Annotated in this window: 10 protein-coding genes; all 10 read right to left on the bottom strand. The window is 55.4% G+C overall.

The annotated features are described in order from the left end of the window. Positions 1-118: 118 nt before the first annotated feature. The 10 genes from CIG75_RS07010 to CIG75_RS06970 all read right to left on the bottom strand — a co-directional run bounded on the left by CIG75_RS07010 (position 119) and on the right by CIG75_RS06970 (position 16,741). Positions 119-9,616: a hybrid non-ribosomal peptide synthetase/type I polyketide synthase gene (locus tag CIG75_RS07010; protein WP_094235998.1), complete on the bottom strand. Its 9,498-nt coding sequence runs from the start codon at positions 9,614-9,616 to the stop codon at positions 119-121. Between the two features lie 263 nt (positions 9,617-9,879). Next, positions 9,880-10,296 (bottom strand): hypothetical protein, encoded by a 417-nt coding sequence (locus CIG75_RS07005; protein ID WP_094235997.1) that lies wholly within the window; start codon positions 10,294-10,296, stop codon positions 9,880-9,882. A gap of 345 nt (positions 10,297-10,641) precedes the next feature. Beyond that, positions 10,642-11,343, bottom strand: coding sequence for an RNA polymerase sporulation sigma factor SigK (gene sigK / locus CIG75_RS07000; RefSeq protein ID WP_094235996.1), 702 nt, complete (start codon positions 11,341-11,343; stop codon positions 10,642-10,644). Between the two features lie 146 nt (positions 11,344-11,489). Then, positions 11,490-13,229: a peptidoglycan D,D-transpeptidase FtsI family protein gene (locus tag CIG75_RS06995; RefSeq protein ID WP_094235995.1), complete on the bottom strand. Its 1,740-nt coding sequence runs from the start codon at positions 13,227-13,229 to the stop codon at positions 11,490-11,492. Between the two features lie 99 nt (positions 13,230-13,328). Then, positions 13,329-13,976 carry a uridine kinase gene (gene udk / locus CIG75_RS06990; protein WP_094235994.1) on the bottom strand — a complete coding sequence of 216 codons (648 nt, stop codon included), beginning with the start codon at positions 13,974-13,976 and terminating at the stop codon, positions 13,329-13,331. A 28-nt stretch (positions 13,977-14,004) separates the two neighbouring features. Next, positions 14,005-14,631: an O-methyltransferase gene (locus CIG75_RS06985; RefSeq protein ID WP_094235993.1), complete on the bottom strand. Its 627-nt coding sequence runs from the start codon at positions 14,629-14,631 to the stop codon at positions 14,005-14,007. Positions 14,632-14,721: 90 nt separating this feature from the next. After that, positions 14,722-14,889: a hypothetical protein gene (locus CIG75_RS20630; protein ID WP_157729431.1), complete on the bottom strand. Its 168-nt coding sequence runs from the start codon at positions 14,887-14,889 to the stop codon at positions 14,722-14,724. 85 nt (positions 14,890-14,974) lie between these two features. Then, complete coding sequence (gene mltG, locus CIG75_RS06980) at positions 14,975-16,042, bottom strand: endolytic transglycosylase MltG (protein ID WP_094235992.1); 1,068 nt, start codon at positions 16,040-16,042, stop codon at positions 14,975-14,977. 92 nt (positions 16,043-16,134) lie between these two features. Next, the gene (locus tag CIG75_RS06975) at positions 16,135-16,356 is read right to left on the bottom strand and encodes a hypothetical protein (RefSeq protein ID WP_094235991.1); all 222 of its coding nucleotides are present in this window, start codon (positions 16,354-16,356) and stop codon (positions 16,135-16,137) included. A gap of 97 nt (positions 16,357-16,453) precedes the next feature. Continuing rightward, positions 16,454-16,741: a DUF1292 domain-containing protein gene (locus CIG75_RS06970; protein WP_094235990.1), complete on the bottom strand. Its 288-nt coding sequence runs from the start codon at positions 16,739-16,741 to the stop codon at positions 16,454-16,456. Positions 16,742-16,744: the final 3 nt, after the last annotated feature.

The following is a 16,744-nucleotide window of genomic DNA, read 5'->3' as shown; positions in this document are numbered from 1 at the left end:
ACATATGATACAATTTTATAATTTTACTCCGAATCCGACAATCGAAAATAAATTCTTTTAACCCCTTGCTCCACAAAAAAAGGCAACCACACCGCACCGCGCGTGGGTTGCCTTTTCCTTAACTTTTTTTGGAAGATCGAACTCGGTCGCGGCGGTAGATCTGCGGTTCCAAAATAGCGTCTGCAGAATCGACCGACTGTGCCAGTTCGGCGATCGTCGTTTTTTCAAACATGTCGCGCAACGGCAGTTCGATCCCAAAATCGAGCTGCACGCGAGCGATCAATTGCGTCGCCAAGAGCGAGTGACCTCCGATGTGGAAGAAGTTATCGTGGATCGAGATGTTTTCGATCCCCAACAGTTCGGACCACAGGTCAGCCAGACGCGCTTCGGTCGGTGTGCGCGGAGCGACGTGCTCCACTGCCCGCAGTTCCGATTGTGGAGCGGGCAAGGCCCGACGGTCGATCTTGCCGTTCGGTGTGAGCGGGAGTTGCTCAAGTGGAACAAAATGTCCTGGCACCATGTAGGCTGGCAACGTGGCGCGAAGCTCATCATGCAGAGCGGCCACTTCCGGCAAGCTCTCACCTGCGCTGACCAGATAGGCGATCAACGTGTTGTCCCGCGCGATGACCACCGCCTCGCGGATTTGGTCATACTTCATCAGCGCCGCTTCGATTTCGCCCGGTTCGATGCGGTAGCCGCGCACTTTCACCTGCTGGTCGAGGCGACCATGATAGCAGACCGTCCCGTCCGCTCGGAAGCTGGCGAGGTCGCCCGTCTTGTACAGCTTGCCTGCACCGAACGGATTGGGGATAAAGCGCGCCTCTGTCAACTCGCTGCGTCCCAGATACCCGCGGGTGACGCCAACGCCGCCGATGTGCAGTTCGCCCAGCGCTCCGACTGGGACAGGTTGTAGATGCGCATCGAGAATGTAGAGCTCACAGTTGGCGAGCGGACGTCCAAGCGGAATGACGCCCAAGTTGTTGTCGGTAACCTCATAGGCGGTGGCGTAGACGGTCGCTTCGGTCGGCCCATACAGGTTGAACAGGCGGGCTGACGTGTGCTGTTTCAACAGGTCGGCCAAGGCAGGCGGCAACGCTTCACCGCCAAGCAGAATTTTCTGCACCGCATGAAGCGCATCCAGCCCTGCACGGCTCGCGGTAATCATCCCGATCAGCGACGGGGTGCCTTGCAGCATCGTGACGCGGTGTTGTTGCAGTTGGGCACGCAACGAGTACGGCGTGGTGCTGACTCCCGCTTCGATGATTTCCCGGTCGGAGAGCAGTACGACTTTGGCACCGCGTGACAGCGTCCAGAACAATTCGGGGACGGAGATGTCAAACCCGATCGAAGTCACGGCGAGCATCACGTCCGATTCGGTACAGCCGACCGCGCGATCCATGCCACTGAAGTGGTTGACGACGCTGCGATGGGTGACCATGACCCCTTTTGGCTGTCCCGTCGAGCCAGAGGTATAGATGATGTAGGCGAGATGTTCCGGCTGTACTTGATCGGACAGCTCGATCTCGCTTTCCGCCAACTCCTCTTCGGTCACGAGCAGTACGCTGGCTTCTCCAACAGGCAATCGGTCGGCAAGCGTCGGCTGGGTCAGGATCACTTTCGGCTTGGCATCTTGCATCACATAGGCCAAGCGATCCTGTGGATAGTTCGGGTCGAGCGGAAGATAGCCACCACCCGCCTTGTGCGTGGCGAGAAGGGCGATAACCAATTCCAACGAGCGCTCCATATAGATGCCGACAAGATCATCGGGACCGACGCCTTGTGCTTGCAGGTGGGCGGCAAGGGTGTTGGCGCGGGCGTTCAACTCGCGGAAGGTCAGCTCCTTCTCTTCAAAAACGAGTGCGGTCGCATCTGGGGTCCGCTCCGCCTGCTCTGCAAAAAGGTGATGCATGCAGACGTCTTCGCGATAAGCCATGCTGGTGTCATTCCAATCGCCAAGCACCATCTGCCGCTCCGCTTCTGAGAGCAACGGGATCTGATGCCAAAGTTGGTTCGGCTGCTCCACGATGCTTTCGAGCAACGTCTGGAAGTGGCCGATCATGCGAGTGATCGTGGCCTCATCAAAGAGATCGATGTTGTACTCCCACTCTCCGATCAGGGCGTCTTCTCGCCCGCTCATCGCCAAGGTGATGTCAAATTTGGCCGTGCCCGAATTGAGCTCTTTGGTCTGCAAGCTCAAACCACCAGGCATGGTAAGCGATAGCGGCTGGTTGAGCATGTTAAACATCACTTGGAACAGCGGCGAAGTGCCCATGTTGCGTTCAGGCTGCAGATCGGCGACCAACTTTTCAAACGGCAGGTCTTGATGAGCAAACGCATCGAGTGATGTCTGACGCACCTGTTGCAAGAACTGGCGGAAGGTCAGCTCGCTTTGCAAACTGCCGCGCAATACCAGCGTGTTGACGAAGACGCCGATCAATTCCTCCGTCTCGCGGCGGCTTCGTCCCGCGATCGGCGAACCGACGAAGATGTCCGTCTGCCCGGAGTAGCGAGCGAGCAGCGTTTGGAAAGCGGCTAACAGCGTCATATAGAGCGTCGTGCCCTCGTTTTCGCTCAGCTGTTGCAGTGCAGCGGAAAGTTGTTTGCTTAGCGTGAAGCCTTTTCTGGCCCCCTTGTAGCTCTGAACGGCAGGACGCGGTCGATCGGTCGGCAGGGCGAGCGGTTCAGTTGCGCCGCCAAGCTGTTGCTTCCAGTACGCCAATTGGCCATCCAGTTCCGCTTGTTGCGCTGGCGTTTTTTGCCACTGCGCGAAGTCGCCATATTGAATGGGAAGCTCGTGCAACGGTGAAGGTTGCCCTTGTGCATAAGCGCCATACAAAGCGGCGATTTCCGAGATCAGCACGCCAAGCGACCAGCCATCGGCGATGATGTGATGAATGACCAGCACGAGCAGATGCTCCTCTTCTGCGGTGCGAATCGCAGTGGCGCGCAGAAGCGGGCCTCGTTGCAGATCAAACGGGCGACGAGCAATGCTCTCGGCGATGCGCATCGCCTCCTCGTCGCGCTCTTCTGCGCTGACGAGATGGCGCAGATCCAGCAGATCGACGCTGAGCGAAATGTCCACTTGATGCACGACGGTCGGTTGACCGTTGCTCGGTTGGATCGTGCTGCGCAACGTTTCGTGTCGGGCGACGACCTCATTGATGCTTCGCTCAAGGACGTTGAGGTCGAGCGGCCCGGTCATCTGCACCGCGGACGGGATGTTGTAGACCGCCTGATCGGGTGCTAACTGCTCCATGATCCAAATGCGCTCTTGCGAATAGGACAACGGACTGTCAGCCTCCTGACGGCGAGGTATCCCCGTTTCCTGTCGTGAGGCGGTTTTGGTGCTCGTGGTGCCCTGCTGCTCGGTGACCACAGCGGCCAGTTCAGCCGCCGTCTCCCGCTCGAACAAGGTGTGCAGGGGGAGATCAACGCCAAACGTGCTGCGCAGTCGGGAGATCAACTGCGTGCCAAGCAACGAGTTGCCGCCCAGTTGGAAAAAGTTATCGTGAATCCCCACGCGTTCGATGCCGAGCAGATCTTGGAAAATGTTCGTGATCGCCTGCTCTTGGCGGTTGGTCGGCTCAACAAATGCAGTCGATAAGCGCGGGCGGGAATGTCCGGCTTGGAGTTGCTCACTCGTCTGCTCCTGACCTTCCACCAACGCGGGCATGCGACCCATTGCGAGCGATGGCCTCGACTGTTGGTTCGCATCGATCCAAAAGCGCTTCCGCTCGAACGGATAGGTCGGAAGCGGCACGCGCAAACGTCGTTCGTGTTGATACATGCCCGACCACTGAACCGTGCCGCCCGCAAGCCAGAGTTGTCCAATCGTGCTGAAGAGGAAGCTCGTATCGCTACGCTGTTCATAAGCTGGGCGCAAGGTCGGCAGTGCGATGATGTCTTTTGACTGCTGCTGCAACGCAAAACTGGTCAACGTCTGCCCCGGCCCGATCTCCAGCAACAGCAGGTTGGGGTCTTGGCAGAGTTCACGCACACCAGAGGCAAACTGGACCGTTTGGCACAAGTGACGAGCCCAATAAGCCGGATCGACAGCTTCTTCGTCGGTGATCCAAGTGCCCGTGACGTTGGAGACAAATGGCGTGTGCGGCGCTTGCGGTTTGAAACTGCGCACCAACTCGGTGAACGGCTCTGCGATCCCCTCCATCATCTGCGAGTGGAACGCATGTGACGAATTGACGGGCAAGCAGGCGATCTGCTTATCGAGCAGCGTTTTTTCCAGATCGGCGACCGCTTCAGGCGTGCCCGCCACCACACAATGGTTCGCGGTGTTGACGGTGGCCAGCGCAACCCGGTCGTTCAGATAGGGACGAATCTCTGCTTCGCTCAGCGGCACCGCGAGCATCGCGCCCGGCGGAAGTTGTTGAATCAGTTGTGCGCGCTTCGCTACCAACGCCAACGCATCTTCTAGCGAGAACACACCGGCCACACAAGCGGCCACATATTCGCCAAACGAGTAGCCGATCAACGATTGCGGACGAATGCCCCATTCTGCCAACAGCTGTGTCAAAGCGTACTCGATGACGAACAGCGCGGGGTGCGCGTATTCGGTGCGGCTGAGCTGGTCACCGCTCGATTGGCTATCACCGTCACGACGCAACATTTTGCGCAGATCGAAGGCAGGTGCGGAGGATTCTTGCCCACCTTGGTCGCGAGATTTCGGAGCGCTTTCCAGATCATGCTCCGGATAAAGAATCTCTCGCAAATCGATTCCTAAATGCGACTGTAAAATTTCGCAACAGCGATCAACGGTCATTTGGAAGGTCGGTTCCGTTTTGTACAATTCGGCCGCCATGTCCACATAATGGTCTCCCGTCCCTGCAAACAAGAACGCGACAGGACGCGGGTGTGCGCTCAGGTCGTAATGCCCCTGCAACAGGCGGCGCGGGTTGTGCGCGGCGAGCACTTCGACCGCGTCGGACTGCTCCGTCACGACGAGCGCAAGACGATGCGCAAACGCGCGACGACCGACCTGCAAGGTGTAGGCGACATCGTCCAGCTGTTGCTCAGGATGCGCCACCAGATGTTCTTTCAGATTCGTCACGGCCGCTTCGAGCGCGCCTTCCGTTTTCGCTGACAGCACCAACAGCTGTGCAGGACGGCGGGAAGGAATGCTTTCCAGGTGCGGACCCTCTTCCAAAATCGCATGGGCGTTGATCCCGCCTAGCCCAAACGACGATACACCCGCTCGGCGCGGCGCATCGCCCCTGCCCCAGTCTCGCAGTTCCGTGTTGACGAAGAAGGGGGAGCGTTGCCAGTCGAGCTTTGGATTTGGCGTTTGCACATGAAGGGTGGGAGGCAGTTGCTCATGGTGCAGGGCGAGAACCGTTTTGATAAAACCAGCCGCACCTGCCGCCGCATCCAGATGGCCGATGTTGCTTTTCACCGAGCCGATCGCGCAAAAGTTTTTCGCTTCTGTGCGCGCACGATACGCTTGCGTGAGCGCCGTCAATTCGATCGGGTCACCAAGCGGTGTCGCCGTCCCGTGCGCTTCGATGTACGACACCGATTCCGCTTCCACATTCGCCTTCTCCAGCGCCTTCAAAATTACCGCTTTCTGCCCATCCACGCTCGGAGCGGTATAGCCCACTTTGCGCGATCCATCATTGTTGACCGCCGAACCTTTCAACACGGCCATGATCTGATCGCCATCGCGAAGGGCGTCATCCAGTCGCTTCAACACGACAACCCCGGCCCCACTGCCTGGGACCGTCCCTTGCGCCTCAGCATCAAACGTACGGCAGTGACCGTCCGGCGACACAATGCCGCCTTCCACGTGGTAGTAGCCGTTCTTCTGCGGCACGGCGATCCCCACACCGCCAGCCAGCGCCATGTCGCAGTCACCGTTTCGCAAACTCTGCGCCGCTTGGTGGATCGCCACCATTCCGGTTGAACAGGTGGCCGAGACCGCATGGCTCATCCCTTTTAGATTGAGCTTATAGGCAACCCGAGCTACCATATGATCGGAGCCGTTGCCAATCAGCACCGTATGCTCCCCGATCGAAGCGGCGAGGTGGCGGTTCGGGACGAGATTTACCAATAAATAGCGACTCAGCCCCGCTCCGCCGAAGACCGATATTTCCCCGTCATATTTTTCCGAATCATAGCCTGCCCGCTCCAGCGCCTGCCAACAGGTTTCTAAAAAGATGCGATGCTGCGGGTCCATCACTTCCGCTTCACGTGGATTGATCCCGAAAAAGTCGGCATCGAACCATTCGATCCCATCCAAATACCCTTGCGCTTTTACATAGTTGGGCGATGTGAGCGGTTCAGGATCATGCCCGTCGGCCAGCAACTCCTCATCGGTGAAGTGGCGAATCGACTCCACCCCAGCCTGCAAATTGCGCCAAAATTGATCGATGTCATCCGCACCAGGGAAACGTCCCGCCATGCCGATGACCGCAATCTCCTGTGCATCTTTGTTCGGCACGACTCGCTCTGGTTTACTGGCATCGTTCTTTGTTTCGCTCCCGACAGAAGATTGCGAATGGAAGTGGTTGGCCAGTTCACTCACCGTCGGATATTGGAACAACTGCACGACGCTGACCTCAAAATCATACTTTTCCTGCAAGCGGCGATGAACGCGCATGATCGCGAGCGAATGCCCGCCCAGCTCAAAGAAGTTATCGTACAGCCCGACCTGTTCGATCTCGAGCACTTCTTGCCAAATGGCCGCAATCCCTTGCTCCAACTCGCTTTGCGGTGGCACGTATGCTTGCTCCGACACGGTGCTCACCGTCTCCAGTTTCAACAGGGCCGACCGATCTGCTTTCCCGTTTGGCGTCAATGGCAGCTTGGTCAAAAACGCGTAGGAACCCGGCACCATATAATTAGGCAACGTCTCGAGCAAATACAGCCGCAGATCTTGCGCGCTGATCGTTCCTTCCGCGACCACGTAAGCGGCGAGCGCATCCCCTTTGGGCATCACCACCGCTTCCAAAATGTTCGGATGCTGTGTGAGCAGTGCTTCGATCTCGCCCAGCTCCACGCGGAACCCGCGAATTTTCACCTGATGGTCCAGACGTCCCAAATACTCGAACACACCATCCGGGAACAGCCGCACCGAGTCGCCCGATTTGTACAACTTCCCCTCGCCAAACGGGTTGGGGATAAACTTCTCTGCCGTCAGTTCTGGGCGGTTGTGATAGCCCTCGGCCAACTGCACGCCGCCGATATGCAGTTCCCCCGAAGCCCCGAGCGGAACGGGTTGCAACTGCTTATCCAACACGTAGAGCTTCGTATTGGCAATATGGCGTCCGATCGGCACGGTCAAGCGGTCGCTGTCCCGTTCACAGACCCAAAAGGTCACATCGACAGCCGCTTCGGTCGGGCCGTACAGATTGTGCAGTTCCACTTCTGGAAGTCGGGAGAAGATCCGCGCCTGTAGATCGGCTGGTAGCGCCTCTCCGCCGCACAAGATCCGCCGCAGAGATGTGCACGTCTCAATCCCTTTTTCCTCAGCGAAGATCTGCAACATCGAGGGCACAAAATGCAAGGTGGTGACGCTTTGCTCGTTGATCAAATCGCGCAGGTACGCGCTGTCCTTGTGCCCTTCGGATCGCGCGATCACGATTCGCGCTCCCACCATCAGCGCCCAGAACAGCTCCCAGACCGACGCGTCAAACGATACAGGCGTTTTATGCAAAATCCGATCCGATTCGGTCAGTTTGTACATCTCTTGTCGCCACAGAATTTGATTGACAATTGCGCGATGTGGAAGCTTGGCTCCTTTCGGCTTTCCGGTCGAGCCTGACGTGTAGATCATGTAGGCGAGTTGATCGGTCGTGACCCCCACCTGCGGATTGTCTGGGCTCTCGTCTGTAAAATCCTCACGATCCACACAGATCACCTGCGCCGCTTTCGGCACAGGCAAACGCTCCAACAAATACTCCTGGGTCAACAGCACATTGACCTGCGCATCCTCCAAGATGTAGGCCACCCGTTCCGGCGGATTGGTCGGATCGATCGGCACGTACGCCCCGCCCGCTTTGACCACCCCGTACACGGCGACCAGCATCTCGATCGAACGCTCCATGCTGACCCCGACAAACGCATTGTCGCGAACGCCCAGTTTGAGCAAGCGCGAGGCCAAACGGTTGGCCCGCTCATTGAACTCACGGTAGGTGACCGCTTCCCCTTCAAACACAACCGCGATGCGGTCGGGCGTCTGTTCCGCTTGGATTTCAAAAAATTCATGCAACGTTTTGTCTGGGTACAGCGTTTGCGCCCCGTCATTCCAACTCTCGACGACCTGTTTGCGCTCCGCTTCGGTCAAGAGTGGCAAATGTCCCACCTGCCGTTCCGGCTGATGCGCAATCCCATCCAACAACACCACAAAATTTGCACTCAGCCGCTCAATGGTCGCTTTGTCAAACAGATCGGTCTTATAGCGCCAGATGCAGATCAGCCCGTCTTCCTCATCGATCATCTCCAAAGAGAGGTCATACTTTACCGAAGGGATGTCCAAGTTCACATAGGACATCGCAAGTCCTGGCAGTTCGATCGGCGCCAACGGTTCATTCAGCACGAACATCGTTTGGAACAGCGGCGACACACTGACATTGCGCTCCGGCTGCAGTTCTTGAATCAGCATATCAAACGGCAATTCTGAATGCTGATACGCCTCCAGCGCCGTCTTGCGCACTTGAGCGAGCAGTTCCACAAAGGTCGGTTGTCCTGAAAAATCTGCTCGCAGCACCAAATTGTTCACGAAAAACCCGATCAGATCTTTGACGTCCGCCTGATTTCGCCCCGCGATCGGCGACCCGACCAGCACGTCCTCCTGTCCCGAATAGCGATGCAACAGCACCTGATAAGCCGCCAAGAGCGTCATGAACAGCGTTGCCTTCTCTTTGCGCCCCACCTCTTTTAACGTCTCGGTGAGTTCGATGGAGAGCTTGGCCTGCACCTCATCCCCACGGTCGGTGCGCGTTGTCGGGCGCGGTCTGTCTGTCGGCAGTTGGAGCACGGGAAGTTCTCCGCCCAGCTTCTCGCGCCAATAGCCCAACTGCTGCTCCATCACACCATCTTCCAGGTCATCGCGTTGCCATTGTGAATAGTCTGCATATTGAATCGAAAGCGGCTCCAACGGCGATTCCTCTCCTGCCACAAACGCCGTGTAGAGCACCGATAATTCGTTGATCAAAATTCCGGTGGACCAGCCGTCCGAAATGATATGGTGCATCACGATCACCAGCACGTGTTCCTCGGCGGCCAGTTTCAAAAGTGTGGTGCGCACCAAGGAACCTGCGCCTAGATCGAAGGGGCGTTCGAACTCTTCGGCCATCAATCGCTCCGCTCGCTGCCTCCGCTCTCCATCGGGCACATCTTGCAAATTGATCATCACCAGTTCCTGATCGCGCTCGACATGCACCTTTTGCATCAGCTGCCCGTCGAGCATGCCAAACGTCGTGCGCAGCGCCTCATGACGGGATACGATCTCCGTCAGAGCGCGCTCGAGGGCCCTGGTGTCCAACTCTCCATCTATCTGAAGCACCGCCGGCATATGATACGCCGGGCTCCCCGGAAGCACCCCGTCGGCTAACCAAAGCCTCTGCTGCGAAAACGAAACGGGAAACGCATACAAAACTGCCATTTATGATCCGTCCTCTCAACTCATACTTTTCATAACTGCAATGGATTAGTTATATTTTATGGTTGAATCCAATAAAAAAGCAACCGACCGCTCTTTTTGAGCGGGCGATTGCTTTTTCATTAGGATAATTAACTACATCTTCTCGCCTTGGCTTTCGTTTATGGAGCGCTTAGCCAACAGACCCAGTTCAATTCGCGACAGGAAACAGTGGGAAACTTCCAGTCGCATCTCACAATCGCAAATCAACAGCACGATGCGGGTTGTCAGATTCGATCCCCAGAGCGACGATTCAGTACACGGCACATCAAGCGATCAATGAGATAAAAACTAGTAGCACTAAGCATTGAACTGAGCATGATCACATTCCATAGTGAAAAACCAGAAGTAAATTGGAAACCGTCCGTAAGAATGGCAGCGCCGACCGCGCCCCCCGTTCCGACGTAGATCAGATACGAAAGCACAGGATGAACCTTCAGTAGCTGATCTACAAAAATGGAAAGCGGCAACCCTATGAATATGACAAACGGAGCCCCATATGCGATGCCGATCAGCAGATACTGCCACCTCATGTCCTCAACGTTTAATGGTGAGCCTGTCAGATCGAGAGAAAGCATGAAAACCAACCCTGTGACGAGGATGGTGAGAAATGTAGTTGAAGCCTTCTGAATGAACAGCTGCATGGAACCACCTCCAATCATCATTCTTGATATAAGACAATACTATACTGGTTTAAGAACGAATTTTCGACCAGCCAATTGCACATATTTTCTTTTTAGCACACGCAATCTCTGGAAATCATTTACTTTCTCTCTCCTACTACCTTTCGAGTCTTGCGCGAAGCCCCGCTCAGACTCAGTGGTTCGTCGATCCCCGTGCCAAGCGCACTTGCGCTAGTGTTCAACTTCTTGTCGCCATTTGCTCCCTGCGTTCTGTCCATGCAAAAGACCTCACCTACACACATAAAAAAGCGATGGACCGCTCATCTTCGAGTGGTCCATCGCCTGCACAGCGCCTTGTGGAACTTATCATTCTTCACGCTTGGGTCGCAACTCATGCAGCAATTTCGTCAACGCCCGCTTTTCGATCCGCGACACATACGACCGGGAAATCCCCAGTTCCTCCGCGATCTCGCGCTGTGTTTTCTCTTCCCCGTCCGGCAGTCCGAAACGCCCCCGGATCACCTCTTGTTCCCGCTCGTCGAGCAGATTCATCCGCGAGTAGATCTTCATCTTCTCCAGCTTCAACTGCACTTCGTCGATCACATCGTCGGTGTCGGTCCCAAGCACATCAATCAAAGTGATTTCATTACCTTCCTTATCAGTTCCGATCGGGTCGTGGAGCGAGACGTCTTTGCGCGTTTTCTTTAAAGATCTTAAATGCATTAAGATTTCATTCTCGATACAGCGTGCCGCGTAGGTCGCAAGTTTTGTCCCTTTGTTCACCGAATAGCTTTCAATCGCTTTGATCAACCCGATCGTGCCGATCGAGATCAAATCTTCGCTGTCTTCCCCCGTATTTTCAAACTTTTTTACAATATGGGCGACTAGACGCAAATTGTGTTCGACGAGCACGTTGCGCGCATTCTCGTCTCCCTCTGCCATCAGCAGAAGATTCTTACGCTCATCCTCTTCGGAGAGGGGTTGCGGAAATGCATTGTTTTTAATGTAAGAAACAAACAGCGTAATCTCTTTAAGCAGCAATGCAACCGCAGTCAAAAACCCAGGCACCAGTCTGTCACCTCCCACTTCGATTGGCCCAAAGCGCTATCCGATTGGGCTAGTGTGTTTCAATATATGTGAGGGTGCTTGTTCACTGTGCCTGTACGATGTGCACCAAACAAGATTACTACCACTACCATTGCTCCCACCGCTTTTTAAGGCGTAGGTAGCGCATTAAAAATCTGCAAGGCGATCTGCTCCGTGCTCCGCGGGCCTGTTGCCGACTCGGCCAGTACGGTGACGATATATTTCGGTTTGTCAACAGGACCAAATCCGGCGAACCACTGGTGATTGGCGCTCGGGTCACCGGTCTGCGCCGTGCCGGTTTTGCCTGCCACCGCAAATTGCGCTTGGGCGAGCAGGTGTGCGGTGCCCGATTCGGAGGCCACGACTTGACTCATCCAGCGTTTGACTTGAAAAGCGGCTTGGCGGTCGATGACCTGTTTGCGCTCCGATATCTCAAAATCTTTGTAAAGCAACCCATCAGGCGTATGGAGCGATTGGACGAGGCGAGGTTCGCGGGCCATGCCCCCGTTCGCGAAAACCGCCATCAGGTGTGCCGCCTGCAGCGGGGTGGTGCGCACATCTTCCTGCCCGATCCCCGTGTTGGCCAGCAAGCGAGCGGCAGCCCCTTCTTTGATAAAAATACTGCCCGGGTCTTCTCCATAAAACTGTGACTGGTCGCCATTTTTCCTACCGATCGCAGCGCCAAGGCCCAATTTCTGCGCATAACGCTCGATCTCGCCCCGCCCGAGCTTCATCGCCAGCTGAGCAAAGGCGACGTTACAAGACTCGGCAAACGCCGCTTCGGCGCTTAACGTGCCATGTTTTTTCCAACAGTTCAGCCTCCCATCGCCAATGTCGATGTAGCCAGGGCACTCAAACGTATCGGTCTGGGAGACTATGCCCGTCTCCAGCGCCGCTTGGGCGATGACCGCTTTGAAAATCGAGCCTGGGAAGTAGGCCGTCAACGCGCGATTGACCGGATATTGGCCTTCTGTGATCGGTTGGGTCTGGTCGTAATTGGGACGGGAGGCCATCGCCAGCACGTCTTCCGTCTCCGCGTCGAGGACGACGACAGCCCCTTTGCGCAGGCCGTAGCGATCCATCGCCTCCTCCACCGATCGTTGGATGTCATGGTCGAGGGTCGTCTTCACGGACAGCGCATGATTTTCCTCGTTCGACTCTCGGATGCCAAGGCCGTTGATCGGGCGATTGTAGTTGTCGGAGTAGTAGGCGATCGTGCGGGAGATGCCTAACCCGCGCAACTCCTCTTGGAATTGGAATTCGAGCCCCAGCTTGCCGATCTTCTCATCGAGCGGATATTTCCCACCCCACGTGTTTGCTACAAGATTGGGATCTTCGCCTAAAAAGCCGACCATGTGACGAGCAAGTGAAAGGTCGTCAAAGCGGACTTTGACCTCTTTGGCGTAGATCCCGGTCAGTTCAAGCTTGCGAACGTTCGCCGCCTGTTCGGGGGTCAGGTTGACGACTCTTTTGTTGCCACTCATGTCGGGCAGTCGGAGTAAGAACGGTTCTGTTTTTTCTTGGAGGCCGCTGAGCAGATGTTCGGTGCTGGTGCCGAGGAGCAGCGCCAACTCGTTGATTTTTGGACGTTCGAGGTTTTCCTGCCAGACGGGCAGGACGACGATGCCGTTGATTTTGCTGCCGGTGAGCGAGACGCCATTGCGATCGAGAATGTCGCCGCGTCCAGGGTCGAGTTCAAATTTTTCACGCCGCTGCTCGACGGCAGACGCGACGAGATCATGTCCTTGCATGTCGTGTGCCGAAAATTGAATATAGGCCAGTCGTCCACAAAGCGCCAACATGCTCAGCGTACACACGGTAAGCACAACGGCGGTGCGGCGTTGAATGTTGCGATTCTTCCTTTCCATACGAGTCACACTCCTTCCACTGCTCAGTGTGACCGCTCTTGAAAACGTCTAAACAATGCGAATGAAAGAGCAAGCCGCACAAAAAAAGGAGCAACCCGATTAACGGGTTGCTCCGGAGGTGGAGAGGACTCCTTTGACGATATCGTTGACCTTGGCGACGAGAATGTCGATCGCCACGCGGTTCTGCCCACCTTCTGGGATGATCAGGTCCGCATATTTTTTCGTCGGTTCGATAAATTGCATATGCATCGGCCGAACGATGCCCATATACTGCTCAACGACCGATTCGATCGAGCGGCCGCGCTCTTTGATGTCGCGAAGGATGCGGCGGATGATCCGCACGTCCGCGTCGGTGTCCACAAAAATTTTGATGTCCATCAAATCGCGCAGCCGTTCGTCTTCCAGCGCCATGATCCCTTCCAGGATCACGACCTGTTTCGGCTCTACTTGCTCCGTGAAATCGTCCCGCGTGTGCTCCGCAAAGTTGTAGATCGGCTTTTGGATTGCTTGGTTATTCAGCAACATGTGCAGATGCTCCAACAGCAGATCGTTGTCAAACGCATGTGGATGGTCGTAGTTCGTCAGCACGCGCTCCGCCATCGTCAAATGAGTCTGGTCTTTGTAATAGTTGTCCTGCTCGATCAGAACGATGTTTTCCGGATCGATGTTGCGCGTGATCTCGCGGGCGACCGATGTCTTCCCAGATCCTGTTCCCCCCGCGATCCCTATCAGCACCGGTCTGTGCATCTGTTCCTTCCCCTTTCCAAACTACCTGTCACTTTTTAACTGAGAGGGACACCCCGTCCCCAAGCGGCAGAAACGTCGTCTCATATCCTGGATGATGCGCGAGCAGTTCGTTGTATTCGCGCAGGCGGCCGATCATTGTGCGAAGCTTATGCTTGACTTCTTCCTGACCGCTGACCATCCCTTGGAACAAAATATTATCAGACAGCAGGATACCACCCTGCTCCAAGTGTGGGTCGAGCAGTTGCAGAAAGCGAGGGTATTGCCCTTTTGCCGCATCGAGGAAGATAAAATCATACTGCCCAAGTCCCTCGATCAGATCCAATGCGTCCCCTTCCAGAAGCTCGATCCGGCCGTTCAGCCCCGCTTTGTCAAAATTCACCCGAGCCTCGGCCGCACGCTCAGCATCTCGCTCCAGCGTCGTGATCTGCGCCTCGCATGCGCCTGCCATCACGAGTGCCGAATAGCCGATCGCAGTTCCAACTTCTAAGATCCGGCGCGGTCTTGCAATCTTGAGCAAGACTTGCATAAAACTTACCGTCTCCAGATCCAAAATCGGGATAAATCCTGCTTCCGCTCGTTGCTCCATCTGTTGCAAAAGCGGGTCGCGCTGCGGCACCAAGCCGCGCAAATACGAAACGAGAGTTGGATCGATCATGTGTACAAAACTCCTTCTCAGGACACAAACAGATTCATGTTATCACAAAACCCATTCTCCTGTATAGGACAATGGGTTTCGCTTTTCGAGTTAAGTGGCGTCTGCGTGGCTGTCAACAGGTGCACAAGGCTGTCCGTCCGCCAGCGGCGCCTGAAATCCGTGTTTTAACTTTTCCAGCTCATGCTCGCCGATCAAATAATCGTTCACCATCTCTTCGGGGGTCACTTGAACAGTCTCGCGGTTGTCGTGATTGTTCATCGGTTGTTCCCTCCTTTGATACGGTTAGTTTTTGCGTAGCCACTGCAGATTATTTTACCTATCGCGACGCTTCCTTTGATCGGAGCTACTGGCTTTTGGCAATATTTTGCTGATGCTCGGCATAGGTAGTAGCAAAATAGTGCTCACCTGTGCCGTCATTTTTCGTCACGTAAAAATAGAAATCATGCACGTCCGGATAGAGCGCAGACCGAATCGCATCACGACCCGCTGTCGAAATCGGCCCTGGCGGCAGACCGTCGATCTGGTAGGTGTTGTACGGTGACTCGATCTTCAAATCATCGAACAACAGGGTCTCTTTCGTCTTGCCCAGCGCATATTGGACGGTCGCGTCGATCTGCAATTTCATCGGCGGCTGTTCGTTGATGCGGTTTTGGATGACGCCGGAGATCATCGGACGCTCTTTGGCCACGCGCGCTTCTCGCTCGATCAAGGAGGCCAGCGTCAGCGTTTCGTGCAAGGTGAGCTTTTGCTTTTTCATCTGTTCGCGCCACTCGGGGGTGAGCACTTGTTCCGTCTGCTTCAGCATTAGGTCGATCACCTGATGCGGGGTCGCATTTTGAAAAATTTCATACGTATCGGGGAACAGATAGCCCTCGAGACGATGTTTCATTCCCTCGACTTGCGGGATGTCATGTAAAAATGCGTAGTCGAACGTTCCGTTTTGCACTTCGTCTAAAAAGGCCTGCTTGTCCACAATCTTCTGCTCGGCCAAGCTGTCGGCGATCTGCTCGATGGTCAGGCCCTCCGGCACGGTGAAATGGGTCGTGCCGTACGTGGCATCACCCTCGATCAGCACGCGGGCGATCTCTTCCATCGATAAACCTGGCTTCAGATAGTATTTGCCCGCTTTTAATTGACTCGAATTGCCATGATACGCGAGATACCATTTAAAAAAGTTTGCATTTTTGATCAGTTTTTGGTCTACGAGCAACTCGCCAATCTCATGTGGCGAGGCGCCCATCGGGATTTCCACTGCGACAGCCGGCCCGCCTTCCTGCGGCGGTTGGAACTGTTCCTGCACATAGAAAAGTCCTCCCCCGATCAGCAGGATGCAAGCGGCGAAGACATACCACCACTTGTTCCAGCGCGACGGAGCCCGCTCCGGCAGTTTCGGGGATTGTTTGTTGGTCATGAAAAACCTGCACCTCCACTCATTCCCCACTATTATACTGAATTCGACAAAAGCGGAAAAGCCCGCACCTGTAGATGCGGGCCAACTTTTGGTTATTTTGGCAATTGATCGGCAGGGGAAGCGAGCGATTCGAACCCTTTGGACATGGCAAGACCCACCGCTGCGGCCTGCTCTGCGCTCAATGACTCCATGCCCTGCTGTTCAACCTGCTCGCTCAGCCCAAACTGCTCTAGCACCTGCTGCTGCACCTCTTCGAGATGCAAATCAACTTTGTTCGGATGGTACGCATCGGGAATGTCGTAGTTTGAGTACATCGAAGCCACCTCCCTGCTAACTAGGTTGCCCGCAGGTGCGCTCGATCAGACTGGCAAAGAAAAACAGGCGCCCCAAAGGTGCGCCTGCGCTTGACTGCTATTGAAGATCTTCGTCGCTGCCGCCTTGCTCTTCGAACAGCAAGGTATCATACTCTTCTGCGACCTTGTCCCACTCCGCATCATCTTCGATGTAGGCCAACACATCGTTGCCTTCCTCGTCTTTCTCTACGCGCAGGATCACAGCTTCTTCATCCTGTGCATCGGTCGGTTGGAGGATTGCGTACATCTTTTGATCAACTTCCAGCATTTCGAGCACATCAAACTCATGCTCCGCGCCATCTTCGTCAGTCAGAGTGATCTTTTGGGTGGTTTCTACTTCGCTCATTCT

The organism is Tumebacillus algifaecis (assembly GCF_002243515.1).
GTDB lineage: Bacteria > Bacillota > Bacilli > Tumebacillales > Tumebacillaceae > Tumebacillus_A > Tumebacillus_A algifaecis.
This window is presented reverse-complemented; position numbering and strand designations above follow the sequence as displayed.